The 21,769-nt window shown below is 38.5% G+C and carries 18 protein-coding genes; 6 read left to right on the top strand and 12 right to left on the bottom strand.

What is annotated here, in order from left to right; all coding sequences use genetic code 11:
• The first annotated feature begins 24 nt into the window (after window positions 1-24).
• The 3 genes from AC27I2_RS08475 to AC27I2_RS08465 all read left to right on the top strand — a co-directional run bounded on the left by AC27I2_RS08475 (window position 25) and on the right by AC27I2_RS08465 (window position 6,439).
• Complete coding sequence (locus AC27I2_RS08475) at window positions 25-2,268, top strand: carbohydrate binding family 9 domain-containing protein (RefSeq protein ID WP_487203986.1); 2,244 nt, start codon at window positions 25-27, stop codon at window positions 2,266-2,268.
• Window positions 2,269-2,509: 241 nt separating this feature from the next.
• Window positions 2,510-4,420, top strand: coding sequence for a putative bifunctional diguanylate cyclase/phosphodiesterase (locus tag AC27I2_RS08470; RefSeq protein WP_058404190.1), 1,911 nt, complete (start codon window positions 2,510-2,512; stop codon window positions 4,418-4,420).
• Window positions 4,421-4,516: 96 nt separating this feature from the next.
• Window positions 4,517-6,439: a putative bifunctional diguanylate cyclase/phosphodiesterase gene (locus AC27I2_RS08465; protein WP_487203985.1), complete on the top strand. Its 1,923-nt coding sequence runs from the start codon at window positions 4,517-4,519 to the stop codon at window positions 6,437-6,439.
• 74 nt (window positions 6,440-6,513) lie between these two features.
• On the opposite strand, the gene AC27I2_RS08460 is transcribed toward AC27I2_RS08465, so the two are convergent.
• The 7 genes from AC27I2_RS08460 to AC27I2_RS08430 all read right to left on the bottom strand — a co-directional run bounded on the left by AC27I2_RS08460 (window position 6,514) and on the right by AC27I2_RS08430 (window position 13,401).
• Window positions 6,514-7,215 carry a TorF family putative porin gene (locus tag AC27I2_RS08460; protein ID WP_138529014.1) on the bottom strand — a complete coding sequence of 234 codons (702 nt, stop codon included), beginning with the start codon at window positions 7,213-7,215 and terminating at the stop codon, window positions 6,514-6,516.
• A 9-nt stretch (window positions 7,216-7,224) separates the two neighbouring features.
• Entirely contained in the window at window positions 7,225-8,442 is a 1,218-nt protein-coding gene (locus tag AC27I2_RS08455; RefSeq protein WP_138529012.1) for a BCCT family transporter, read from the bottom strand.
• Window positions 8,443-8,587: 145 nt separating this feature from the next.
• Window positions 8,588-10,255, bottom strand: a complete 1,668-nt coding sequence (gene betA, locus AC27I2_RS08450; RefSeq protein WP_487203984.1) for a choline dehydrogenase — start codon at window positions 10,253-10,255, stop codon at window positions 8,588-8,590.
• A 10-nt stretch (window positions 10,256-10,265) separates the two neighbouring features.
• Window positions 10,266-11,729: a betaine-aldehyde dehydrogenase gene (gene betB / locus AC27I2_RS08445; protein ID WP_487203983.1), complete on the bottom strand. Its 1,464-nt coding sequence runs from the start codon at window positions 11,727-11,729 to the stop codon at window positions 10,266-10,268.
• Window position 11,730: 1 nt separating this feature from the next.
• A complete protein-coding gene (gene betI / locus AC27I2_RS08440; protein WP_201020862.1) occupies window positions 11,731-12,306 on the bottom strand; it encodes a transcriptional regulator BetI in 576 nt (191 codons plus the stop codon).
• 529 nt (window positions 12,307-12,835) lie between these two features.
• A complete protein-coding gene (locus AC27I2_RS08435) occupies window positions 12,836-13,144 on the bottom strand; it encodes a hypothetical protein (protein WP_487203982.1) in 309 nt (102 codons plus the stop codon).
• Window positions 13,144-13,401: a DUF3081 domain-containing protein gene (locus tag AC27I2_RS08430; protein ID WP_058552354.1), complete on the bottom strand. Its 258-nt coding sequence runs from the start codon at window positions 13,399-13,401 to the stop codon at window positions 13,144-13,146. Before AC27I2_RS08430 ends, AC27I2_RS08435 begins: the two co-directional genes overlap by 1 nt.
• A gap of 146 nt (window positions 13,402-13,547) precedes the next feature.
• On the opposite strand from AC27I2_RS08430, the gene AC27I2_RS08425 reads away from it, so the two are divergent.
• Window positions 13,548-14,828, top strand: coding sequence for a flavohemoglobin expression-modulating QEGLA motif protein (locus AC27I2_RS08425; protein WP_487203981.1), 1,281 nt, complete (start codon window positions 13,548-13,550; stop codon window positions 14,826-14,828).
• A gap of 76 nt (window positions 14,829-14,904) precedes the next feature.
• On the opposite strand, the gene AC27I2_RS08420 is transcribed toward AC27I2_RS08425, so the two are convergent.
• The 4 genes from AC27I2_RS08420 to AC27I2_RS08405 are packed head-to-tail and all read right to left on the bottom strand — an operon-like array spanning window position 14,905 to window position 19,499.
• Entirely contained in the window at window positions 14,905-15,708 is an 804-nt protein-coding gene (locus AC27I2_RS08420; protein WP_058552352.1) for a DUF1338 domain-containing protein, read from the bottom strand.
• Between the two features lie 28 nt (window positions 15,709-15,736).
• Window positions 15,737-17,203: a succinylglutamate-semialdehyde dehydrogenase gene (astD, locus tag AC27I2_RS08415; protein ID WP_487203980.1), complete on the bottom strand. Its 1,467-nt coding sequence runs from the start codon at window positions 17,201-17,203 to the stop codon at window positions 15,737-15,739.
• An 8-nt stretch (window positions 17,204-17,211) separates the two neighbouring features.
• The gene (gene astA, locus AC27I2_RS08410; RefSeq protein WP_058404180.1) at window positions 17,212-18,246 is read right to left on the bottom strand and encodes an arginine N-succinyltransferase; all 1,035 of its coding nucleotides are present in this window, start codon (window positions 18,244-18,246) and stop codon (window positions 17,212-17,214) included.
• A gap of 47 nt (window positions 18,247-18,293) precedes the next feature.
• Window positions 18,294-19,499 carry an aspartate aminotransferase family protein gene (locus tag AC27I2_RS08405; protein WP_138529000.1) on the bottom strand — a complete coding sequence of 402 codons (1,206 nt, stop codon included), beginning with the start codon at window positions 19,497-19,499 and terminating at the stop codon, window positions 18,294-18,296.
• A gap of 195 nt (window positions 19,500-19,694) precedes the next feature.
• Between AC27I2_RS08405 and AC27I2_RS08400 the strand changes: the two genes are divergently transcribed.
• Window positions 19,695-20,123 (top strand): Lrp/AsnC family transcriptional regulator, encoded by a 429-nt coding sequence (locus AC27I2_RS08400; RefSeq protein ID WP_058404217.1) that lies wholly within the window; start codon window positions 19,695-19,697, stop codon window positions 20,121-20,123.
• A 25-nt stretch (window positions 20,124-20,148) separates the two neighbouring features.
• On the opposite strand, the gene AC27I2_RS08395 is transcribed toward AC27I2_RS08400, so the two are convergent.
• Window positions 20,149-21,072 carry a hypothetical protein gene (locus tag AC27I2_RS08395; protein ID WP_487203979.1) on the bottom strand — a complete coding sequence of 308 codons (924 nt, stop codon included), beginning with the start codon at window positions 21,070-21,072 and terminating at the stop codon, window positions 20,149-20,151.
• A 388-nt stretch (window positions 21,073-21,460) separates the two neighbouring features.
• Between AC27I2_RS08395 and AC27I2_RS08390 the strand changes: the two genes are divergently transcribed.
• Window positions 21,461-21,763: an isoamylase early set domain-containing protein gene (locus AC27I2_RS08390; RefSeq protein WP_008127875.1), complete on the top strand. Its 303-nt coding sequence runs from the start codon at window positions 21,461-21,463 to the stop codon at window positions 21,761-21,763.
• Window positions 21,764-21,769 lie beyond the last annotated feature (6 nt).

Raw genomic sequence — 21,769 nt, 5'->3', positions numbered from 1 at the left:
TAAAGTTGTTTTAAATGGATGTTTATGCAGTACTTTATAACTACAAAAAAACCACTCACGTTTTTACTTTTATCGTTCTTCCTACTAGTTAATAGCTACAGTGTATTTGCTAAAAAAGAGCAGATATCGCTGGCTCGAATAAATCAAAATATCAGTGTTGATGGCGTACTTGATGAAGCGCATTGGCAAAAAGCGACCTATGTCCCTTTGCTTGTTCAAGATGAGCCTAATGAAAGAGGCACCCCTCCTGTAAAAACCGATGCGTACATGTATGAAGATGGCACAAATTTGTATGTTGGTTTTATTGCTTACGATTCTGACCCGGATCAAATACGCGCTTCACTTCGTGACCGAGATACCCTTTGGCAAGACGATACTGTAATACTTGTAATAGACACCTTTAATGATGAGCGCTCAGGCTATGAGTTTTTTGTTAATCCGTTAGGTGCACAAGGCGATTTACGCATGAGCGATACTGATGGTTGGCAATCAGATCCATCGTGGAATGCAATTTGGGATAGCGCTGGCAAAATTACCGATGAAGGCTATATAGTTGAAATGCGTATTCCTTTTAAAGCACTGCGCTTTCCAGAAAATAAAAAAGATTTAACGTGGGGGTTTTTATTAATGAGAAACTACCCTAGGGATGTACTTTATCAAATATCCAATATGGGGTTTGACCGCGATGTTAAATGTAGCTTGTGTCAGTTTGATAAGTTAACGGGCTTGAGCGAATTAGCATCAAGTAAAAATGTTCAACTTACCCCGACGCTCACAGCACTTCGCCACGATGATAAAGCCCAACTCCCTGGCGACTGGGAGAACGGTAGCATAGACACTGAGGCCGGTTTAGATTTACGCTGGGGAATAACAAAAGACGCGGTGTTAAATGCGACTATTAACCCTGACTTTTCGCAGGTAGAGACCGATTCTCTTGAGCTTGACGTGAACACAACGTACTCAATCTATTATGCAGAGAAAAGACCTTTCTTTTTAGATGGTGCCTCTTACTTTAAAAGTAGCTTGTTTGAGCTTTTATACACTCGAACCATTGCAGAGCCAACTTTAGGGGCAAAGCTAACTGGTAAAACCGATGGGCATAGCTATGCACTTATGCTAGCTGATGACGAAAACAGTAATATCCTTTTACCAAAAAACCAAGGTTCTGGTTTTGCCTCACTGAATGAGAAAACACAGGCGGCAGTCGGTCGTTATCAATATGATTTAGGTGAACAGGGAACGTTGGGCGTATCAAGTACACACCGACAAAGTAATAATTATCGTAATACGCTGTTATCAGTTGATGGCAGTTATTGGTTTAATCAGTCAGATACATTGCTTTATCAAGTTTCGTCAGCTGATACGCGAAACTCTGACTTTTTAGTTGATAACTACGGTCTCTCTAAAACACAATCAGATCAGGCATATGCAATTGAATTAACCCGTGACAAGCGAGACTATAAACTTTTCACATCTTATGAAAATATTGGCGAGGATTATCGCACCGATTTAGGATACCAAGCCAAGGTTGATTATGAAAAAGTGCTGATTGGTGGCGGTCAAACGTGGTATCGAGATGAGTTGGATTTAATTACGTCATGGTCTTATGAAGCTGATTGGGATAAAACCTGGGCGCAAAGTGGTGACTTGCTTGAGGAAGAATATGAAGGCTTTTTAAGTTTTAAGGGGCAAAAGCAGTCTTTATTTAATATTGGCTTTATTCATCGTAAAGAGAGTTATTACGATGAGTTTTACAATCAAAATATAGGTTACCTTTATACTTCACTTAAACCCACTAAAGACTTGAATCTATCGTTTTATCTAGAATATGCAAGCCGTATTGACTATACAAATCTTGAGCTTGGCGATGTAATTAATACACAAACTCAAGCAGTGTGGGATATAAACGATCATTGGCAAGTGGATATAAGACACAGTTACAGCAAGTTAGATAACCCACGGGATGACCGCGTTTATACAGCAAATTTGGTCGACTTTAGACTGCATTATAAATTTAACATGCGATCAATGTTAAAACTGATTTTACAAGTTGAAGATATAGACAGAAACAAAGAGGCTTATTTTTATCAAGTAAGCCAAACAAATAAAGACTATGGTAGCCAACTGGTTTATTCGTATAAGATTAACGCACAAACTTTATTTTATTTAGGTTACTCAGATAGAGGGTATCAGGACGATACACTCGAAAATATTGAGCGTGACCAACGCACCTTTTTCACAAAAGTGAGTTATGCATGGCAGCTCTAACAAGGTAATGTAAATATGGGCTCATAACCAGGCGTCAAATAGAGTCTGTTTATGGGCGCACATTTAAGTTTTGTATTTTAGCCTTACTTAAAACCTTAACCCCAGCTCTTTTTCAGTCATCGCTACACTTTTTCTCGCACAAAAAATCGACACATATCAGATAAATAATTGCTTACAAATGAAAATAGGAGATATAATGAACATTTAGTTATTAAGGATCAGTATTGTTAGGGAATTTTTCATGAAAAAATTAAAGCATGTTGGATTAATTTCCTTACTCATTTTGCTATTTTGCTTTTACCTAAATACTGAATTGACGAGTCAGATAAGCCGCACCAATCTGTTCCAGTCTAATTTTAGCGTTAAAAAATTTGATATAAGCAGCACCAATTTAGATATTGCCCCTTGGTACAACCCAGTTCTGAGCGGCCATTATACAATTGACAGTGCTTCTCAAACATTACTCCTTGTTAAAACAACGGAACAATCTTTTATTGCGGCTGATGCCAATGTACTCATTTTGATGGTGCTAACGTCGCCTAAAAACATCATTATTTTTTTCTCTTGTATACTTTTGCTTGCTGTGTACATAAAAAAACAAAGCAGGAAACAAAATCATAAACATAAGTTAAGTCAACTTAATCAGCAGGCTAATAAACTTTTAGAGTCGTTTAATTTAGAGATTGAACCTGCTCAAAACCCTGATGGTATTAGCAATTTAAGTAAATCTATTACCACCCTAAATATGCATGTAGCCAATTATGTAAAACAAACACAAACAAGCATATGCCAAGATAAATTAACCCAACTCATCGATAGACATGCCTACATTGAGCATATTGGTAGGCACATAAACCAAACAGGTCAAAAGGAATTAACTTGTGCATTATTATTCATTGATTTAGATGGATTTAAGCAAGTTAACGACTCATTTGGGCATAGCTTTGGTGATGAGATACTTGTACAAGTGGCAACACGTTTGGCTAATGTTTTGCGTCACCATAAATTAAGTAATATAAACTCAGCTAATCAGTTAGAACAAAATTTATCGCGTTTAGGGGGGGATGAGTTTTCTATTTTTATTGAGTCGTTGGACGAAAGCGATAAGGTTGTCGACATAGCAAAACAAGTACTTAGTGAGCTTGAAAAAGACTTTGTACTTGGCAATAAAATTGTAAAAATTAGTGCAAGCATTGGTATTGCTACTTATCCAGAAAGCGCATCTACACCACAAGCATTGTTGCAGTTAGCAGATGTAGCAATGTATCGAGCTAAAAGTGACGGCAAGGGTATTTTTAAAGTGTATTCCCCTGAAATGGGTAACAAAATGCGCCGGTATCATTATTTACTCGAAGAGCTTCGCTTAGCCATTGCATGTAAAGACTTTTATCTATCGTTTCAGCCCATCGTGCACGTAGAAGATTGCATGATTGACTATTTTGAAGCACTCACACGCTGGAACCACCCAGTTGAAGGCATGATTTCACCTGCTGAATTTATCCCTATTGCTGAAGAGTCAAATTTAATATTAGAGTTGGGTGATTGGATTATGCTTGAGTCATGCAGGCAAATGGCTGCCTGGCACAATGCAGGTATGCGTAAAGTAAAAATATCGGTAAATATTTCAGGTATTCAGTTAAAACACCGTGATATATATGATTGGATCACAAAAACACTCAAAAGTACGGGGTTACCTGCAACGTCTTTAATGCTTGAGGTGACAGAGTCTACCTTTATTCAGGCAAGTACTCGAATTATTGATGAGCTTAGTAAGCTAAGAGAAGACGGTGTGACTATTGCTATAGACGATTTTGGTACCGGATTTAGCTCTTTAAGCACCCTAGCAGATTTACCTATTGATGTTATTAAAATTGATCGCTCGTTTATAACTCAAGCCAATAAAAGTAAAAAATATAATGACATACTCAATACCATTAGTGAGCTAGGCCAGAGGTTGGGGCTAAAAATAGTAGCAGAAGGTGTGGAAGAAATTGCCCAATTTGAGCTTGTAAAAAAGTTAGGTGTGAGCTCAGTTCAAGGCTATTTAGTGAGTCGTCCAGAGTCTTCTATTAATGTTGGAAATAAAGTGTTACGTAATAATAACGCTAATTTATCTGCATCGGGTTCTAGTGCCTGGGAAATTACTAAATAAAAATGTGTTACTTGGGCGTTTACTGGACAATTTTTTAATTAAGACATAGTTTTAGTTACATAAATAATAAAAACGAGATGTTAAGGCTTAGATAACATGCATCGAAGCTCCCTAATCGAAGAAAACCTTAATGATACAGTAAGATTACTTTACGAGAACGCTTATTCAGGTTTACTCGTTTCTTTATTTGCGAGCGCCTGTATTGCTTTTAGTTTTAATAAAGGCGAGTTATTAAGTTATAACGATAAGCTAGCTTGGTGGCTTATTATGCTGTTTGTTTTGGGGATTCGTTTTTTAGATATCCGCACATTTTTAAAAATAGACAAACGTGCTACTCAATTTGACCTCCTAAAATTTTCATCAGGGGTTGTCATAACCGCTATTGTATGGTCCAGTTATGCTTTGTATTTTCACACTTCTTTCGAGCCTTTAGAAGCCACAAGTATCATAATTATATTATCTGCTTTAGGTGGTGGTTCTGCTAATGTGTTGTCTGCACATAAGCTGACCTGTTTTGCTTATGCATTTATCCTATTATTTCCTTACGCGTTAGTGTTAATAATGTCTTCACATTATTACGAAAATGTACTTGGCTTTTTAGGTATTGGTTATGGTTCAATTAATTTATTAACTCTCAATAAAGCATCTGCATTTACACAGCAAGCAATACACTTAAAAAATCAAAACAGCGATTTACTTGAAAAAATGGAGTTAAGAGTTGACGCGCGTACTGAAGAAATAATGCATCTGTCAAATTCTGACTCTCTGACCCAATTATTAAATCGAAATGCATTTTTAAATGATGCAAAAAATCGAATTAAACATTATCCAGATCCACCTTTTGCGCTGCTTTTTATAGACCTAGATGGGTTTAAGAATATAAATGATGTGATGGGTCACAAGGTCGGTGATAACGTTTTAAAAAGAACAGCGAAACGTATTTCTGATGTGTGTGCTCATAATCAGCAAAAGTGCCGCTGGGGCGGCGATGAGTTTTTAATTTTAAGTGATTTTGTATGCAAAGAAAATACTTACGATTTTGCTAAAGAAATTATTGATGCAATTATACAGGATCATCCAGAAACAGAGCACGGCGCACGGGTAGGGGCGACCATAGGCATTGCACTTTACCCAGAGCATGGTAAAGACCTGGATAGCTTAATTTTAAATGCCGATATGGCAATGTATCACCAAAAAAGAATGAATCGTGGGCAAATTAGTTTTTTTAGCGAGTCCCTTCGTTCTGAATTAGAAAGAAAGCGCCTACTTAGCGAAGAGCTTTTAACCGCGCTTGCCAATAATTGTTTTTCGTTGGTATACCAGCCCATTATTGACTCTAAAACACATGATATATACGCGATTGAGGCGCTCATTCGTTGGCAATTAAAAGGAGAAAACATACCTCCTGACGAATTTATACCAATTGCAGAGCAGTATGGGTTAATTTCAAAAATAGGCTTTTGGGTACTTGAAACGGCGTGCCGACAAGCACTTACTTTTCAACAACTCTCCCCAGATTTATCAGTCAGCATTAATGTATCTGTGATGCAGCTTAAAGAAATAGAGTTTGCCAAGAAGGTTAAGAATATTTTGGCGAATTTGAATTTTCCTGCCCATAAGCTTCATTTAGAAGTAACTGAATCTGTATTTGCAAACGATAAGCATACATTTTTGTATGTGGTTAAATCATTACAAGAACTGGGTGTAAGAATTTCAATAGATGACTTTGGTACAGGGTATTCTTCTTTATCGAGCATGCTTGATGTAGGTGTCGATATTGTAAAAGTGGATAAAAGTTTTGTTCAAGATGAGGATGAAAGAGGCTTAAGCATTGTTAACGCAGTAGTGCAAATGGCAAGTTCGCTTAATTTTAATGTTATTGCTGAAGGGGTTGAAACACCTTTGCAGTGTAAGAAGCTTACTCAACTAGGCGTATCGCATTTACAAGGGTATTACTTTTCAAGGCCGCTGACCTCAAGCGCATTAATTGAGTATTTAAATAATAAAAAAGCCTCATAAGGAGGCTTTTTGAGTATGACGAACCTGAGTTGTGGTTCGCCACGCTAATGTTCAAAGTTAAAATTAATTAATCTTTATAAATCAAATGTTCTTGAAATTGCTAGTACGATGCGCTCATCGGCGTAGTCGTAATCAAGGCTAGTATTCTCAGCGGCTACTTCAATACCAAAGCCTTCGTAACTGGTTTGATAAGCAAGACGGTAGTGACTGTACGATTTCTTTTGGTTTACATCCCACGCCCATTTTTCACCGTCAAGTGAATTAGAAATATCAAAACTTGCACGTATTGCATGATTTGGTGCAAGTTCATAAGTATGAGCAATCATTGAAACTACATGGCCCGCACTTGTTCCAAAATAATCCCAGCTGTACCAAAAATTAAGCTCTGTTTGGCCGTAATCACTGGCGTAACCAAATTTTGTGTAAACCTCAGGGTAATTTCCATCACTGTTATTACCTTGGTATGTGTAGTATGCAATACCGTAGTCAACACTAAACTTATCGTTTAATTGTACATAGCGACCAACGTATCCATCTAGTTCAAAATCGGTATCATCACCAAAGTCTACGTTTGACGCCCATACACCGGCATACACGCCATTATCAAAAGCATAATCCAAACTTGCTTGTAATGCAGGATCGTTATCTGTTTGGCTTACACCGTTAAACGTGTAATCTGATGCTGCTGTAATAGTTGTTGACCAGTCGGCAGCTGCCGTTGTTGATAAAAGAGCGAATGGCACTGCTACTGCAAGTTGTTTTAGTTTATTGTTCATTATAAATTCCTAGCTTTGTGTTTCAATTTTAGTGTAGTCAATTTTGTTTGCTTTTGGTGAGCTATCAATATTCTTAACTGTTTTAAACTTACTGTAGCCAATAAAGCCAGCACACAGGAAGAACAAGGCAATCACTAATGCACCTACCCACTGTATTTGTAAAAATTCTAGCTTAAACAATAATGTTAATAATGAAAGCGCAAGTATGTTTCCAATCATATACTTCGCTTTACCAAAGCGTTTTACAGTAATGTTTAAGTTGTCTGTGTATAAACGCACTAACGAGTCGAGTGAGTTAATTACAAACACAATACCTACAAATACCATGGCAAAGTTTTTAATGCCTTGCGTTGGAATACCCGCTTCGTGGTAGTGGTAAAGTACGCTAAACCAGATTGCAATTGGTATTGAAGGGAAAATTAACATAGCGCCTAGAACTTGGTAAGTTTTTAAACCGCCTACAAAACGAGAGGTAAACTGACCAATCATAATGCTCCAAGCAAACCACCAAAATAAGTAAAACTCATGGTAATCGTTAAGCGGTAAAACAAATTCATTTATGTTGGCAAAGTATGTGCCGATAGAGGCTAAGTTATCAGTGAATGCTGACATTTCACTGTCACCTAATACAAACGCACCTGCCCACATAAAGCCAATTAGTGCTATAAATAACCAAGTAGTAGCAATACTTAAAAATCGTACGTACTTAATGTCTGTACTTGAATATACGGCAAAACAAATTGCTGCAAATACAATTAAGTAAAACTCAGAAACAATACTTGAACCATCGCCAATTTCTGGCAAATACCATGGAAGGTTAGAAAGTAACAGGTAAGCGGTAAAAGCACATGTACCAATAATAACTACGTTATTAATGAACTTTACCCAAGGTATTTCGAAAAATTTAACTTTAGGTTCTATTACACAGAAATAAAAGCACGTAAGAAAGTAAAATCCCCAGATTAAAAATCCCCAATAACCAAACTCAATGGCCAGTGGATTTGCAAACGCGTATTCTGGGCTTGCTTTTATGTCTGCATAACCTGCAAACTCAGTTAAAGGAAACATTATAAGGCCAACATCAAGGCCTGAGGTAAAGAGTATTGCGATAAAGGTAAGTGTTTTAACTGGTGTAACACCAACAACACGTACATTACCCCATTTTAATAAAATGATCGTAATTGCAAGTAGGGTAAAAATAATACCAGCATTAAGCCAAATGGTCATTGGTACCCTCCAATAGTGAGTTATACATAAGCACTCCGTTTTTTATTGTTCAATCTTGCATTATTACAACATAACCAATTTATGTTGTTCGCCACTGCAAGGCTCATAGAGTTAGTCTGACGAGACTAACCCTACAAGTAGCTGATTAAATTTTTGCTGCACGCTGTGTTTCTTGCCAGTTTTGAGTCATAGCAACATCAGCATTTGCTTTTTGTAAAGCAACGTTTCCTAAAATGATGTCTGCCGCTTTTTCTGCAACCATGATTGTAGGGGCATTCAGGTTACCGTTAGGTACTGTCGGAAATATTGACGAATCAACAACACGTAAACCTTCAATACCGTGCACCTGCGTATTTGAATTAACTACGGCCATGTCGTCTTCCCCCATTTTGCATGAACAAGAAGGGTGGTAAGCGCTTTCTACGGCCTGGCGTACAAAAGCATCTATTTCTTCATCTGTTTGAATATGTTTACCTGGTTGAATTTCTTCATCACGGTAATCATCAAAGGCACTTTGCTCAATAATGTCGCGAGTTAAACGCACACAGGCTCTAAAGCCTTCAATATCGTCTTTATGCTGTAAGTAATTAAACAAAATTTGTGGTGGCTGCTCAGGGTTAGCTGATTGAATAGTTACGCTGCCACGGCTTTTTGGTTTGTTATGACCTACGTGAACTTGAAAACCATGACCTGCAAATGCACTACGGCCATCGTATCGCATAGCGGCTGGTAAAAAGTGATACTGAATATCAGGCCATTCAACACCGGGCTTTGAGCGAATAAATGCACACGACTCAAAGTGGTTAGTTGCGCCTAAACCTTTTCGGGTAAAGAACCATTTAGCACCAATTAAGCCCTTAGAAATTAGGCCCAACTTGCCGTTTAGTGTAATTGGCTGCTTACATTTGTATTGAAAGTAAAATTCAAGATGGTCTTGTAAGTTTTGACCCACACCCGGTAAGTGGTGTTTAACTGCAACGCCCGCTTTTTCAAGGGTGTCTTTATCGCCAATACCAGAGAGCTGTAATATATGCGGAGAGCCAATAGGGCCAGCACTTAAAACAACCTCTTTTGCCGCGTGAGCTGTTTGAACGTGACCGTTAACTTTGTACTCAATACCTGTGGCTTTTTTACCATCAAGAATCACTTTTTGAGCAAGTGCGCCGGTAATGACAGTTAAATTACTACGCGACTTTACAGGGTCTAAATATTCACGAGAAGCCGAGCTGCGCACACCGTTTTTAACGGTCATGTGCATTGGGCCAAAGCCTTCTTGCTGCGATGCGTTATAATCGTCTGTGCTAGCATAACCTGCTTCTACACCGGCTTTTATAAATGTGGTGTACAACGGGTTTTGCATTTCGTTACCGTTATTAACGCCAAGTGGACCTTTACCACCTCGGTATGTGTTTTCACCAAGGTAAAAGCTTTCCGCTTTTTGAAAATACGGTAGACACGATTGGTAGTCCCAACCATTAGCACCGTGCTGTTGCCACTCATCAAAATCTTTTGCGTGGCCACGTACGTAAACCATGCCATTAATCGATGATGAGCCACCGAGTACCTTACCGCGAGGGCAATGCATTTCACGGTTGTCTAAGTATGGCTCTGGCTGAGTGTGAAACTGCCAAGCATACTTGTCAGTATTCATAGGAATAGACAACGCCGTTGGCATTTTTATAAAAATACTTTTATCACTGCCGCCAGTTTCAAGCAGTAGCACTTTGTTGCTTGAATCTTCAGATAAGCGATTTGCTAAAACACAACCCGCAGAGCCTGCACCAACAATAATATAGTCGTAATGATTACTCATAGTTACCACCTTAAAACGGGCTTTCTATGTCGGCCATGCCCACATAAATAGACTTGGTTTGCGTGTAATGATCAAGTGTTTCTATTCCGTTTTCACGGCCTATACCTGATTGCTTATAACCACCCACAGGCATTTCAGCAGGTGAGTTACCATAGGCATTAATCCAACAAATACCCGCTTCTAATTGATGAATAACACGGTGTGCGCGTTTAATGTCGCTCGTAAATACGCCTGCAGCTAAGCCTAGGTGAGTGCCATTGGCACGTGCAATAACATCGTCTTCGTCTTCAAAAACAAGTACGCTCATTACTGGGCCAAATATTTCTTCTTTAACGATAGTCATATCATCGTTGCAATCAATAAACACGGTAGGTGCAACAAAGTAGCCATTAGGCGCAGATTCAGGTGAAAGCGTTGAACCACCTGTAAGCAGTGTTGCGCCTTCTTCAATCCCTTTATTAACATAACTCATTACTAAGTCTTGGTGCTTTTTAGAGATAAGCGCACCAAAGTTAGTATTTAAATCTTGCGGATCGCCAGCAATAATATTTTGCTCTGTACGCGTTTTAAGCTCATTAATAAATTGCTGATATATATTTTTATGAACATAAATACGTGTACAGTTAGTGCAAATTTCGCCTTGCGTATAAAAGTTACCTAGCATGGCTGCGCTTACTGCTTGCCCTATATTTGCATCATCAAATACAACAAGCGGCGATTTACCACCTAACTCCATTGTTACGTCTTTTAAGGTACCCGCAGCACTTGCTACTACTTTTTTACCTGTACCTACTTCACCAGTAAACGACACTTTGTCAATCTCACTGTGCGAGGTTAACCATTGGCCTACGTCACCTGCACCTTGTACAACGTTAAATACGCCAGCAGGTACACCTGCTTCAACAAATACTTCGGCCAGTTTAATAGCGCCTAGTGGTGTTTCTTCAGATGGTTTAAAAATAAATGCGTTGCCAGCAGCAAGGGCAGGGCCAGATTTCCAACATGCTATTTGTAGTGGGTAGTTCCATGCACCAATACCGGCACAAATTCCTAGTGGCTCTTTACGAGTGTAGTAAAAGTCTTCGCCCACCATTTGCTGTTGACCCACTTGTGCCGGTGCTAGGCCTGCAAAGTACTCGATTACATCAGCGCCGGTTTCTATATCAACACAGTTTGCTTCTTGCATTGGTTTACCGGTATCAAGCACTTCTATTAAAGCTAGTTCATCGTTGCGCTCGCGAAGTATTGCAACGGCTTTTAATAAAATACGGCTGCGTTCAATCGGGGCCATTTTAGACCACTGTGCAAAACCTTGTTTTGCGCTTTCAATCGCTGCGTTTTGAACAAATTCATCGGCAACTTCAACACGGTAAATAACTTCACCTGTTGCAGGGTTAGTTACATCAAAAGTTTCACCGCTTTGGTTAGCAAGAAAATGGCCATTAATAAAGTTTTGATAGACTGGTGTGCTCACGCTAGGCTCCATATTGCTTGATGAGTGAATTTACATAGCTCTTTGCTAAAGTTTCACTGTGTTTAAACTGGTTTTTGTCTGATTTACTAAGAACTGCTCTTAACCATAGGCCATCGATCATAGCGGCGCTAAGTTCAGCAGCTTGTTTTGCTTGCTTAATAGGCATTAATTGCTTAAACGAAAATGCTAAATTACTTTGCAAGCGTTTACTGTTTACATTTTGCAGTCTGTGAAGTTCATCATCGTGCATTGATTGCGCCCAAAAGCTCAACCAAGTTTTGGTGGTATCACTGCGCTGTTGTACAAGCGCAAAGTTAGCTTCAACAATAAACATTAGGCGCTGTGTAGCGCTGGTGTTATGGCTAACTTTTTCAATAAGGTCTTTTTTAAGATTAGAAAGCAAATAACGAACAGTTGCTTCTATCAACCCCTGCTTACCACCAAAGTAATGACTAATAATGCCTGACGATAAACCTGCATTTTTACTGATGCTGTTAATGGTGGTTGCTTGTAACCCACGCATCGCCACTGACTCAATTGTTGCGTCAATTAACTGTTGACGCCTGACCGGTTCCATTCCAACTTTAGGCATAATTTTTATTAATTGAACGTTCAATAAAGATAAGCTTAAGGTAATAGCTCTAACAATTCAAGGGTGAAGTAAATAGTCAGATACTAAAATGTAGATGAATTATTAATAAAACTAACAGAAGGAGTAGGGACGCTAGAGGATGTGGTAGTTGATTAATTTTAATTTAAAACAGTAACTTAAGTTATTGGGTTTAAATATTTGAAAGTGTAATTATTTCTTTACTTATTGTTCTTAAATAAAAGATGAATAAAATTACTTGAGTGGTAATAATTAGAGTACTAATAGTATTTTTTTACAGCAAGTGGGCGCAAACTCAACAATTACTTAGTGCACTAATAACTTAGGCAAGCAACTGCTCAAGATAAGTGTTGCTTATGTTTCTAGATAGGACACGACAAGATAGTTAGCTCTGGCTAAGTATTACTAACCACGCTAATTTCAAACCTAATAAACAAAACCGCTTGGTATTAGTTACATGAATTGCAAATAAATTTCTTTTGTATAAACAAGGTTACTATTGTTGTTCGCCAACAACACCTTTGAATAAAAGAGGATAACGTCTCAGGCGATTTCCTATATAGTCGTCAGCTAAGATTTGGTCACAGATAAAATTAACATCATCGCTTGCCTCAAAAACCCAATCAAAGCGCTCTATAGCAAGTAAAAACCCGCGTTTTAAATGGCGTTGGTCTCTGTACTGTTCGAGATTTTTTTGAATGATAGTGAGTTTTGATGGATCTGACTTAAGCGCAGCTATAACTTGGTTTATAAAGGCTGTGTTGAGCTTGCTGTCGCTGCGCTTTCTTACTTTTCGTGGATACATTAGTCTTCGTTAGCAATGTTGTTTAATTTTTTTAAAAAATCATCTTTATGTTTATCGTGTTCGTAATCAAGATGATAGGTATTATGAAAGCCAAAGCGTAAAAGTACGCCACTACCTTGTAAATAAATTGTGTAACCATCAATATCTGAAAACGCTGTAACGCCCTGATAATGCTTACCTTCGTCGTTTATCTCTCCGCGCTTTTGAATTCGCTCATATACGGCAAGTATTTGTTTGTTGTCGAGTTCATTTTTCATATTTTGCACCTTTAATTTAAGATTCAATACGTATTTGTTATGAGGGTCGATCAGCATAAAAACAACAGATAAAATTGATTGATAATGCTTTGCGATTTACTGTTTATAAATTATGCTCATGGTTCATTTTTTATTGAGCTTTCACCATGATAGACAAGGCGTTACTGCTTAAAACTCGTGAGTTATCAGATCAACTAATTGCACTTCAAACACCTATTCGAATTCTTGATGCAATAAATTGGGATAAACAGATCAAAGAGGAATTTTTTAGGCAAAAGTGTCAAAAAAATCCCCTTATAGATCGTGCATACTACCAACAGCGCGATTTAGGCTTTGTGCCTAGTGAGTTACGCCAGGCCTTTTCAACATTACACCGAAACATTATTAACCAGTTAGGTCAGTTAAACCCTATCTCTCAATATATGGGTAAAATGTGTGGCGAATATAAAACGGTATTAAGTATGTTGGAGTACCGGGGTACACCAGAATTTCACGATTTATCAGTTGAGCTTTTTGGTCATCCTAAAGATTTATTTCATGCGGGTGAGCCTTCACTCTCTGAGCTAGCGAATATGTTAGAGCAACCACTGCAAAATTTATTAATGGCTGACATTTTACCCGATGATCCTAAAAATATAGTTGCTAGCGACGCGGTGCGAATTTTATCTGAGCAAGTTAATGCCAGTATGCCAGGCATAAATGTAGAGGTTATGTTGAGCGATGGGATTGTAAGCGACGCAGCAGCAGGTGCTAATAATATAAAGCTAAACCAAGATGTGAAATTCTCACAACGTGAATTAGATATATTAGAAGTACATGAAGGGTGGATTCATGTGGGCACGACTCAAAATGGTTTAGCCCAACCTTATTTAACGTGTTTGAGCAAGGGCACACCAAGCTCAACAGTGACACAAGAGGGGTTAGCCGTATTAACTGAAATTATTACCTTAAAATCTACCCCTAGGCGCTTATCGAAACTGGTTAATCGAATTCAAGCAGTCACCAAAGTAATTGATGGTGCTGAATTTGTTGATATATACCGAGATTACGTAGCTCAAGGAGTATCTAAAGACGATAGTTATACGTTAGCTCAGCGTGTATTTAGAGGCAGCACAGCAACAGGGTTACCGTTTACTAAAGACATTGCCTACATAAAAGGCTTTGTTTTAGTGTATAACTTAATACGCGTGGCAATTCAGTTAGGGCGCATCGATCAGTTACCGCTGTTATTAGTCGGTAAGTTGTCTATTGATGATTTTAGGTTAATTTCTCAGCTTCATGATTTAGGTGTAATTGAAAGCCCTAAGTTTGTTCCCCCGCATTTTAAAGATTTACGCGGGCTAGCAACATGGCTGAGTTTTGGGCGCTTTATTGGTGACTTATCGTTTGAGCAACTAGAAAACGATTATAAACCCTTGTTTTTATGATGTAGGTATTTTATCTGCATGCTTAAGTTAGTGAGCATAAAAAAAGCCCGTAAGGGCTTTTTTTATTTTCATCAAATTATCGTGCGTTGGTGCTTTCAAATATTTTATCTGCAGACGCTGCAACAAAGCCTGTGTAAAGTTCACCATCAGCTTTAGGGTATCGTATTGCAAACTCATAAAAACAGCTAGGAATGCGCATGTCGTCGTCGCTAAAACTGACAGCGTATTCATCAGCCAGTGTTGATGATTGCTCTAGTAGCACCTCTGGCGAGCCTTTTACTTCACCGCCTGATGTATTAAGCGTAAAGCCGGCATCTTTAAGTGCTTGGTTAACATCGTGAATGTTATCAAACTTAGCAAGCGTATTAATGTTTACAGTGAAATGGTTGGCTCGGTATCCCCAAGCTGACATCCATGCAGCGTATTCACTCTCAGCAAGTAGTTGTTTGTAAGTATCTGTAGACACTTGCCAATGCGTACCTGAATATAGAAAATTATCAGCTGTAACGGCGCTCTCATCTATTTGCTCAACCATGTCAGTAACGATTGCTTGAAGTGCTGGTGAGCACTTTTCTACTAAAAGTTCAGAAATAAATACTTTAGGTTGCGATGGATCAGTATGTTCGTAGTGTTTAGCGTACAGTTTTTTTGCTTCAAAATGGTATTCACCACACTCTTTGTAACCAATTGCCAAAAAGTGCGCAGCTAACTTTTCAAGGTTTACTTTTTCAATATTGAATGTACGAAGTGCAATGTGGTCGTTAATAATATCGTCTTGCTGCGTTGAGCCTAACAGTGAATGAATTTTGTCAGCCGACGGAGTTACTTCAACATAATTTTGCCAAAGATTTTCAAATAATGTGTTTACATCTGTATGCATGGTCAATCCTTAAATTTGGTTACTTTATTTATTCTATTATTAAGCCCGGTGCGAGGGTTTGCGGTAGGTTCACTTTATCTGATTCAACAGAAGCTACAGGGTATGCACAGTAATCGGCTGCGTAATACGCACTTGCTCTGTGGTTACCACTGGCGCCAATACCGCCAAATGGTGCGGCACTTGAAGCGCCAGTAATAGGGCGGTTCCAGTTAACAATACCTGCACGAATGCGTTTTAAAAAATGTGCGTAATCATCTTCGTTGTCAGCTAGTAACCCGGCTGATAGTCCAAAGCTGGTGTTGTTAGCTTCGGCAATGGCGCTATTAAATTCAGTATATCGGTATACCTTAATTAAAGGGCCAAAATGTTCCTCATCCGGCATATCTGTAATGTGTGTTACATCAATAATACCTGGGCTAACAAAGCCTGTTCCACCTTTTAAATGTTTCAATTCAACTAGAGAGGTAGCGCCTTTTTTAAGAAGCTCATTTTGCGCAGCAACCATACCAAGGGCTGCTTTTTCACTTATCATTGCGCCCATAAATGGTTGCTCTGTTGCAAAGCTATCGTCAACCACAATATTTTTAGTCGCGCTAATAAGTTTTTCTAAAATGGCATCGCCATTTGCTGAATTTTCTATAAACACACGGCGAGCACAGGTACAGCGCTGACCTGAAGTGATAAAACCTGACTGGATAATATCGTGTACTGCAGCGCTTACATCGGCTACATTTTTAACTATTAATGGGTTATTACCGCCCATTTCAAGTGCCAAAATTTTACCCGGATGGCCTGCAAATTGTTTATGTAGTAAATGTCCGGTATTGGAGCTGCCGGTAAAAAATAGCCCATCAATGTCTTGATGAGAAGCAAGGGCCTTACCGGTTTCTATTTCACCTTGAACAAGGTTTATAACACCTGCAGGTAAACCTGCTTTTAACCAAAGTGATAATGTAAACTCAGCCACATGTGGTGTTAACTCAGAGGGCTTAAATACTACGGTGTTTCCCGCTAAAATAGCCGGGACTATATGGCCGTTGGGTAAATGCCCCGGAAAGTTATATGGGCCAAAAATAGCAACAACACCGTGAGGCTTATGGCGTATAAACGCTTTTGCACCTGGCATTGGATTTTCGGTTGTGCCTGTGCGCTCATTGTAGGCTTTAATTGAAATAGCCACTTTACCCGTCATTGCGCCCACTTCTGTGCGCGTTTCCCAAAGTGGCTTTCCTGTTTCTCGGGCTATAATAGTGGCAAATTCTTCGCTGTTTTCTTTTAACTGCTGTACGAAGTTTTCTAGTAGGGCAATTCGCGCTTCCAGCGGTGTATCGGCCCATGATAATTGTGCAGTTCTTGCTGCTTTAATAGCACTATTTACTTGATCTGCATTCGCGCCATTGCCTTGCCAAACAGTTTCTCCGTTACTTGGGTTCACAGATGTAAATGCTGGCCCTTGGCCGCTGTGCCACTGGTTATTAATTAGTTGTGTGTTCATAAGTGTATTTACAGTCGAAAGAATCGGGCTGCATCTCCTTGACTTAAATTGAGGGCGTCAGCAACGTCTTGGCTGATCACCAATGTATGTTTGGCATGGTTGTAATGTGCATGCTGAGTAAATGTAGCTCTAAAACCACTCACTCCTTGATTGCATACAGCAAGTGTATCTGAGCTTTTTTCACTAATGTGCTCAAGCTCGCCAATAGTAATTGGGCAAACTTGCGACTCTCTAACACTTCTAATATTACCTAGCTTTGCTTCTACAGTTGGGCCTGCATCAAAAAGGTCAACGTAACCTCTGTGTTCAAACCCTTCTTTTTCTAAAAGTTTTAAGGCTGGCTTAGTTTTTTCATGCACATGGCCTATGACTGCTTGAGCTTTTTTACTTAATAAGTTTACGTAAATAGGATACTTAGGCATGAGTTCACTAATAAACACTTTATCGCCAAGGCCGACTAAATGATCGGCTTGTGGAAATTCAATACTGAAAAAATGTTCTTGTAACCATTGCCAAAATGGTGAGTGGCCGTGTTCGTCACTCACACCGCGCATTTCAGCAATCACGGTATCGGCAAAACGTTCGCTGTGCTGGGCCATAAATAAAAAGCGTGAGCGCGATAAAAAGCGGCCGGTTAAACCTTTGCGATTGTTTTCCCGTAAAAACAGCGTACATATTTCAGAGCAACCGGTGTAATCATTACACATGCTCAAAATATCTACCGTGTTGTAAACATTAAGCGTAGGGGAGTGATGAACCGTTTTACCCAAATGATAATGATACAAGGGCACTGTTAAGCCGACCGCCGCTTCAATTGCCGTTGTACCAATCACTTGACCGGTTTCACTGTCCTCTAAGACAAATAAATAGCTTTCATCTATCGGCTTATTGATATTTTTAGCAAAGCTTTTTTCAGCGCGGCTAATTTTGTCTTTTAACTGTTCGTCATCAACAGGTAAAGAAGTAAACCCATGGCCAGATTCGATAGCAATTTGTTTAAGCGCATCGAAATCGTTGGCTGTAATAGGACGTAATACTTGCATTTAGTGCATGCTCCAGTAGCACGGCAAGCCGTGCTAATTTAACTTTATTAACCGTTTACAACATCGTTAATTGCTTTATCGAAACGTGCTAAGCCTTCTTTAATATCTTCAAATGGGATCACTAGAGAAGGTGTAAAACGAATCACATCCATACCTGCTACTAAGTTCATTAACCCATTGTTAGCACTCGCCACTAAAAAGTCGCGTGCACGTCCTGCAAATTGCTCGTTTAATACAGCACCAATTAATAAACCTTTACCACGCACTTCGCTAAACACATTGTATTTTTCGTTTATTGCAGTTAAGCCTTCGCGAAATAGTTGCTCACGTTCCTTTACGCCATTTAATACATCTTCAGTATTAACAGTATCAAAGGCAGCTTCTGCTACTGCACACGCCAGTGGGTTACCACCATAAGTTGACCCATGCGTCCCTACTTTTAGATGAGCAGCAATGTCTGTTGTTGTGATCATTGCACCGATAGGAAATCCGCCACCTAATGCTTTAGCGCTTGTTAAAATATCAGGAATAACATCTAAACCTTGGTACGCATATAAGTCACCCGTTCGGCCAACACCTGTTTGTACTTCGTCAAAAATGAGTAATGCGTTATGTTTAGTACACAGCTCGCGTACTTTTTTGGCAAAATCGTTTGTTGGAGAAATAATACCGCCTTCACCTTGAAGTGGTTCCATCATTACAGCACATGTTTTGTCACTAATAAGTGCTTCAAATGCTGCTAGATCATTGTAATCACAATGGACAATGTCACCCGGTTTAGGCCCAAAACCGTCTGAATAGGCTGCTTGACCACCTACCGTCACGGTAAAAAAAGTGCGGCCGTGAAAACCTTTGTTAAATGCGATGATTTGTGATTTTTCTGCGCCAAATTTATCAAGTGCAAAGCGACGTGCTAATTTAAGTGCTGCTTCGTTCGCTTCTGCTCCCGAATTTGCAAAGTAAACTTTTTCGGCAAACGTCGCATCAACCATTTTTTTTGCAAGGCGAAGTGCAGGTTCATTAGTCATTACATTTGATAAGTGCCAAATTTTGTCACCTTGCTCTTTAAGTGCATTAACAAGAGCAGGGTGACAATGGCCTAAACAATTAACTGCGATACCGCCAGCAAAATCAATAAATTCGTTGTTATTTTGATCCCACACGCGAGAACCTTCACCGCGAACTGGAATAACAGCTGAAGGATTGTAGTTCGGTACCATTACGTCGTTAAATAAATCTCTTGTTACTTGCATCATTACACCTAAATTATATGGGCTAGATTGAAATGTTAGTTGCTAATGTAAAGAGGAGTTAAGCCATTACGCCTCAGCAAACTAATAATTATTTTATGTTGAGACTCATTATCGAAGGTTGGAAGTTAAAATTGTAGTGCTATTTTGTGAAAAATGACTAAAATAAAAATCAAAATAACGAAATTAATTGCCAATATGATAACACCTCAAGATGAAAAGCTACTTTCTATACTTAAAACAAACGCCAGAGCGAGTATTTCTGATTTAGCTAGGCTCCTTAATTTATCTCGATCTACAGTACAAAGTAGGATGCTTAAATTAGAAGAAACGGGTGTGATTAAAGGTTATAGCGTTGATTATGGCGATGCTTTTTTAAGTAAAATGGTATCGGCACATGTATCAATTAAAGTGATTCAAAAGCTGACTACAAAAACGAATATTGAATTAAAGCAAATTGATGCCATATCGCAGCTTTATGCTATTAGTGGTGAGTTTGACTTAATTGCAGTGGTCCAAGCACAGAATTTAGAAAAGTTGAGTCATTTACTCGATGATATTGGTAATTTAGATGGTGTGGAACGCACAACTTCTTCGGTTATTTTAGAGACCAAGTTTAAGCGTTAATGTATTTCATTTATGAATTTATAGCTTATTTAAGTATAGGGTTAGCGCGTTTAACAATTACTTTTTTTGCTGTATCAAGTTTTATGAAGTAGGCGTTACCCCCTATGCCCTTAAACTCCTCATCTGTGAATACAATTGTATTGTCGTCATAGAAGGTGATGGCTTCTTTTTGTGTAATGATGCCTAAATCTATTTTAGATACATCACCAGAGAAAAACTGATCATCTTCAAAGTTTTCAAATAACCAAATACTGGTAGAGTCGAGTAGCACGAGTTTTTTACGATCTGGACTTAACGCTGCCGACGTGATCCAACACAGTTTTTCCATTGTTGTACAGGTTTTAAAAGATCCAATTAATTGCGCTTTAAAGTTAGCTGCGTGGTCGCCTACTTTGTATAGATTTGTAATGCCATCAAAAGGCTCAGTGCGATTTTTTGTGAATAAATATAGGTGGCGACCCAGGGCTACAAACGCCTCAAGATCAAAATTACGATTGCTTGGTTTTATTGGGCTGCCATCCATTTCAGGGTAGGTAAACTTTATTATTTCGGCCTTTGTTGAGTCGGTTTTAATATCGATTGGATTCTCTATTTTATAAATAGTTAGCCAACGTCTATCATTTTTATTGTTACCAAAATCACCTAAAAAGAAATGACCAAATTTATTTTGTGTCATGTCCTCCCAATCAATGTTTTTAGCATTTGAGACTAAAATTTCTTGCGCAATCGACCCATCTTTATTCAAGCGGTAAAGCTTAGGTTCGTCGCCACCGTCGTTAATTGCCCACAAGCGATTACGCTTATCAAATTCAATGCCTGATATTTCTTTAAGCTTAGGATCGAATGTGATTTCTTTTTTACTGTATAGGGTATAAATTGAACTAATGGTAGACACTATTGCAACTATAAAAATAACAGCCATAGTTAATAAAATGCTTTTTTTCAACATGAAATTTACGATATTTCAGAGTGTTAACTTGCTGTGTATTATCACTTAAGTAAATACGTAACTAAAGCAGTTTATCAAACAAGTTATTTGGTCGGCTTGAATTGATTTATCAGAGTATTAGAGATAAATATTAAATGCCTACAATTGCTCTAATTGGTTTAAAAATTGCTCTATGTTGTGTATGTCATTCTTAATGTCTATGTTTTCATATTTTATGCACTAATAAAGTGCGATAAAAAGATTGCTTGCACTGTAATAAAGCGTAAACAAAAATTTGCTTTACTACGGTAAGCTCAAAGTTTGAATGAATACAATCCCACATCGCCAACTTTAAAACAGGCCCTGTGGCAATAATTAAATACCTTTTACTGTTTAGTTGGAGCCTACTATGTTGCATAAACGTTTTTTTAAAACAAAAGATGAAGCGGAAATCACCTTTGAATTTGCTCACCCGGACGCACAAGAAGTCTGTTTAATTGGTGAATTTAATAGTTGGCAACCCGTGCCAATGAAGCTTAATAAAAAACAAGGTGTGTTTAAATGCAAACAACGCCTTCCCCTAGATCAACAGTACCACTTTCGTTATTTGATAAATGGCGAATTTTGGGATAACGATCATAAAGCGGACGCTTATGAGGCTAACAGTTTTGGCACTGAAAATAGTATTGTAAATACCCAACGTATCAATTAAGGCCTG

The organism is Pseudoalteromonas sp. NH0006-46, assembly GCF_057547735.1.
The sequence above is the reverse complement of the archived record's forward strand: the minus strand, read 5'-3'. Positions and strand labels throughout refer to the sequence as shown.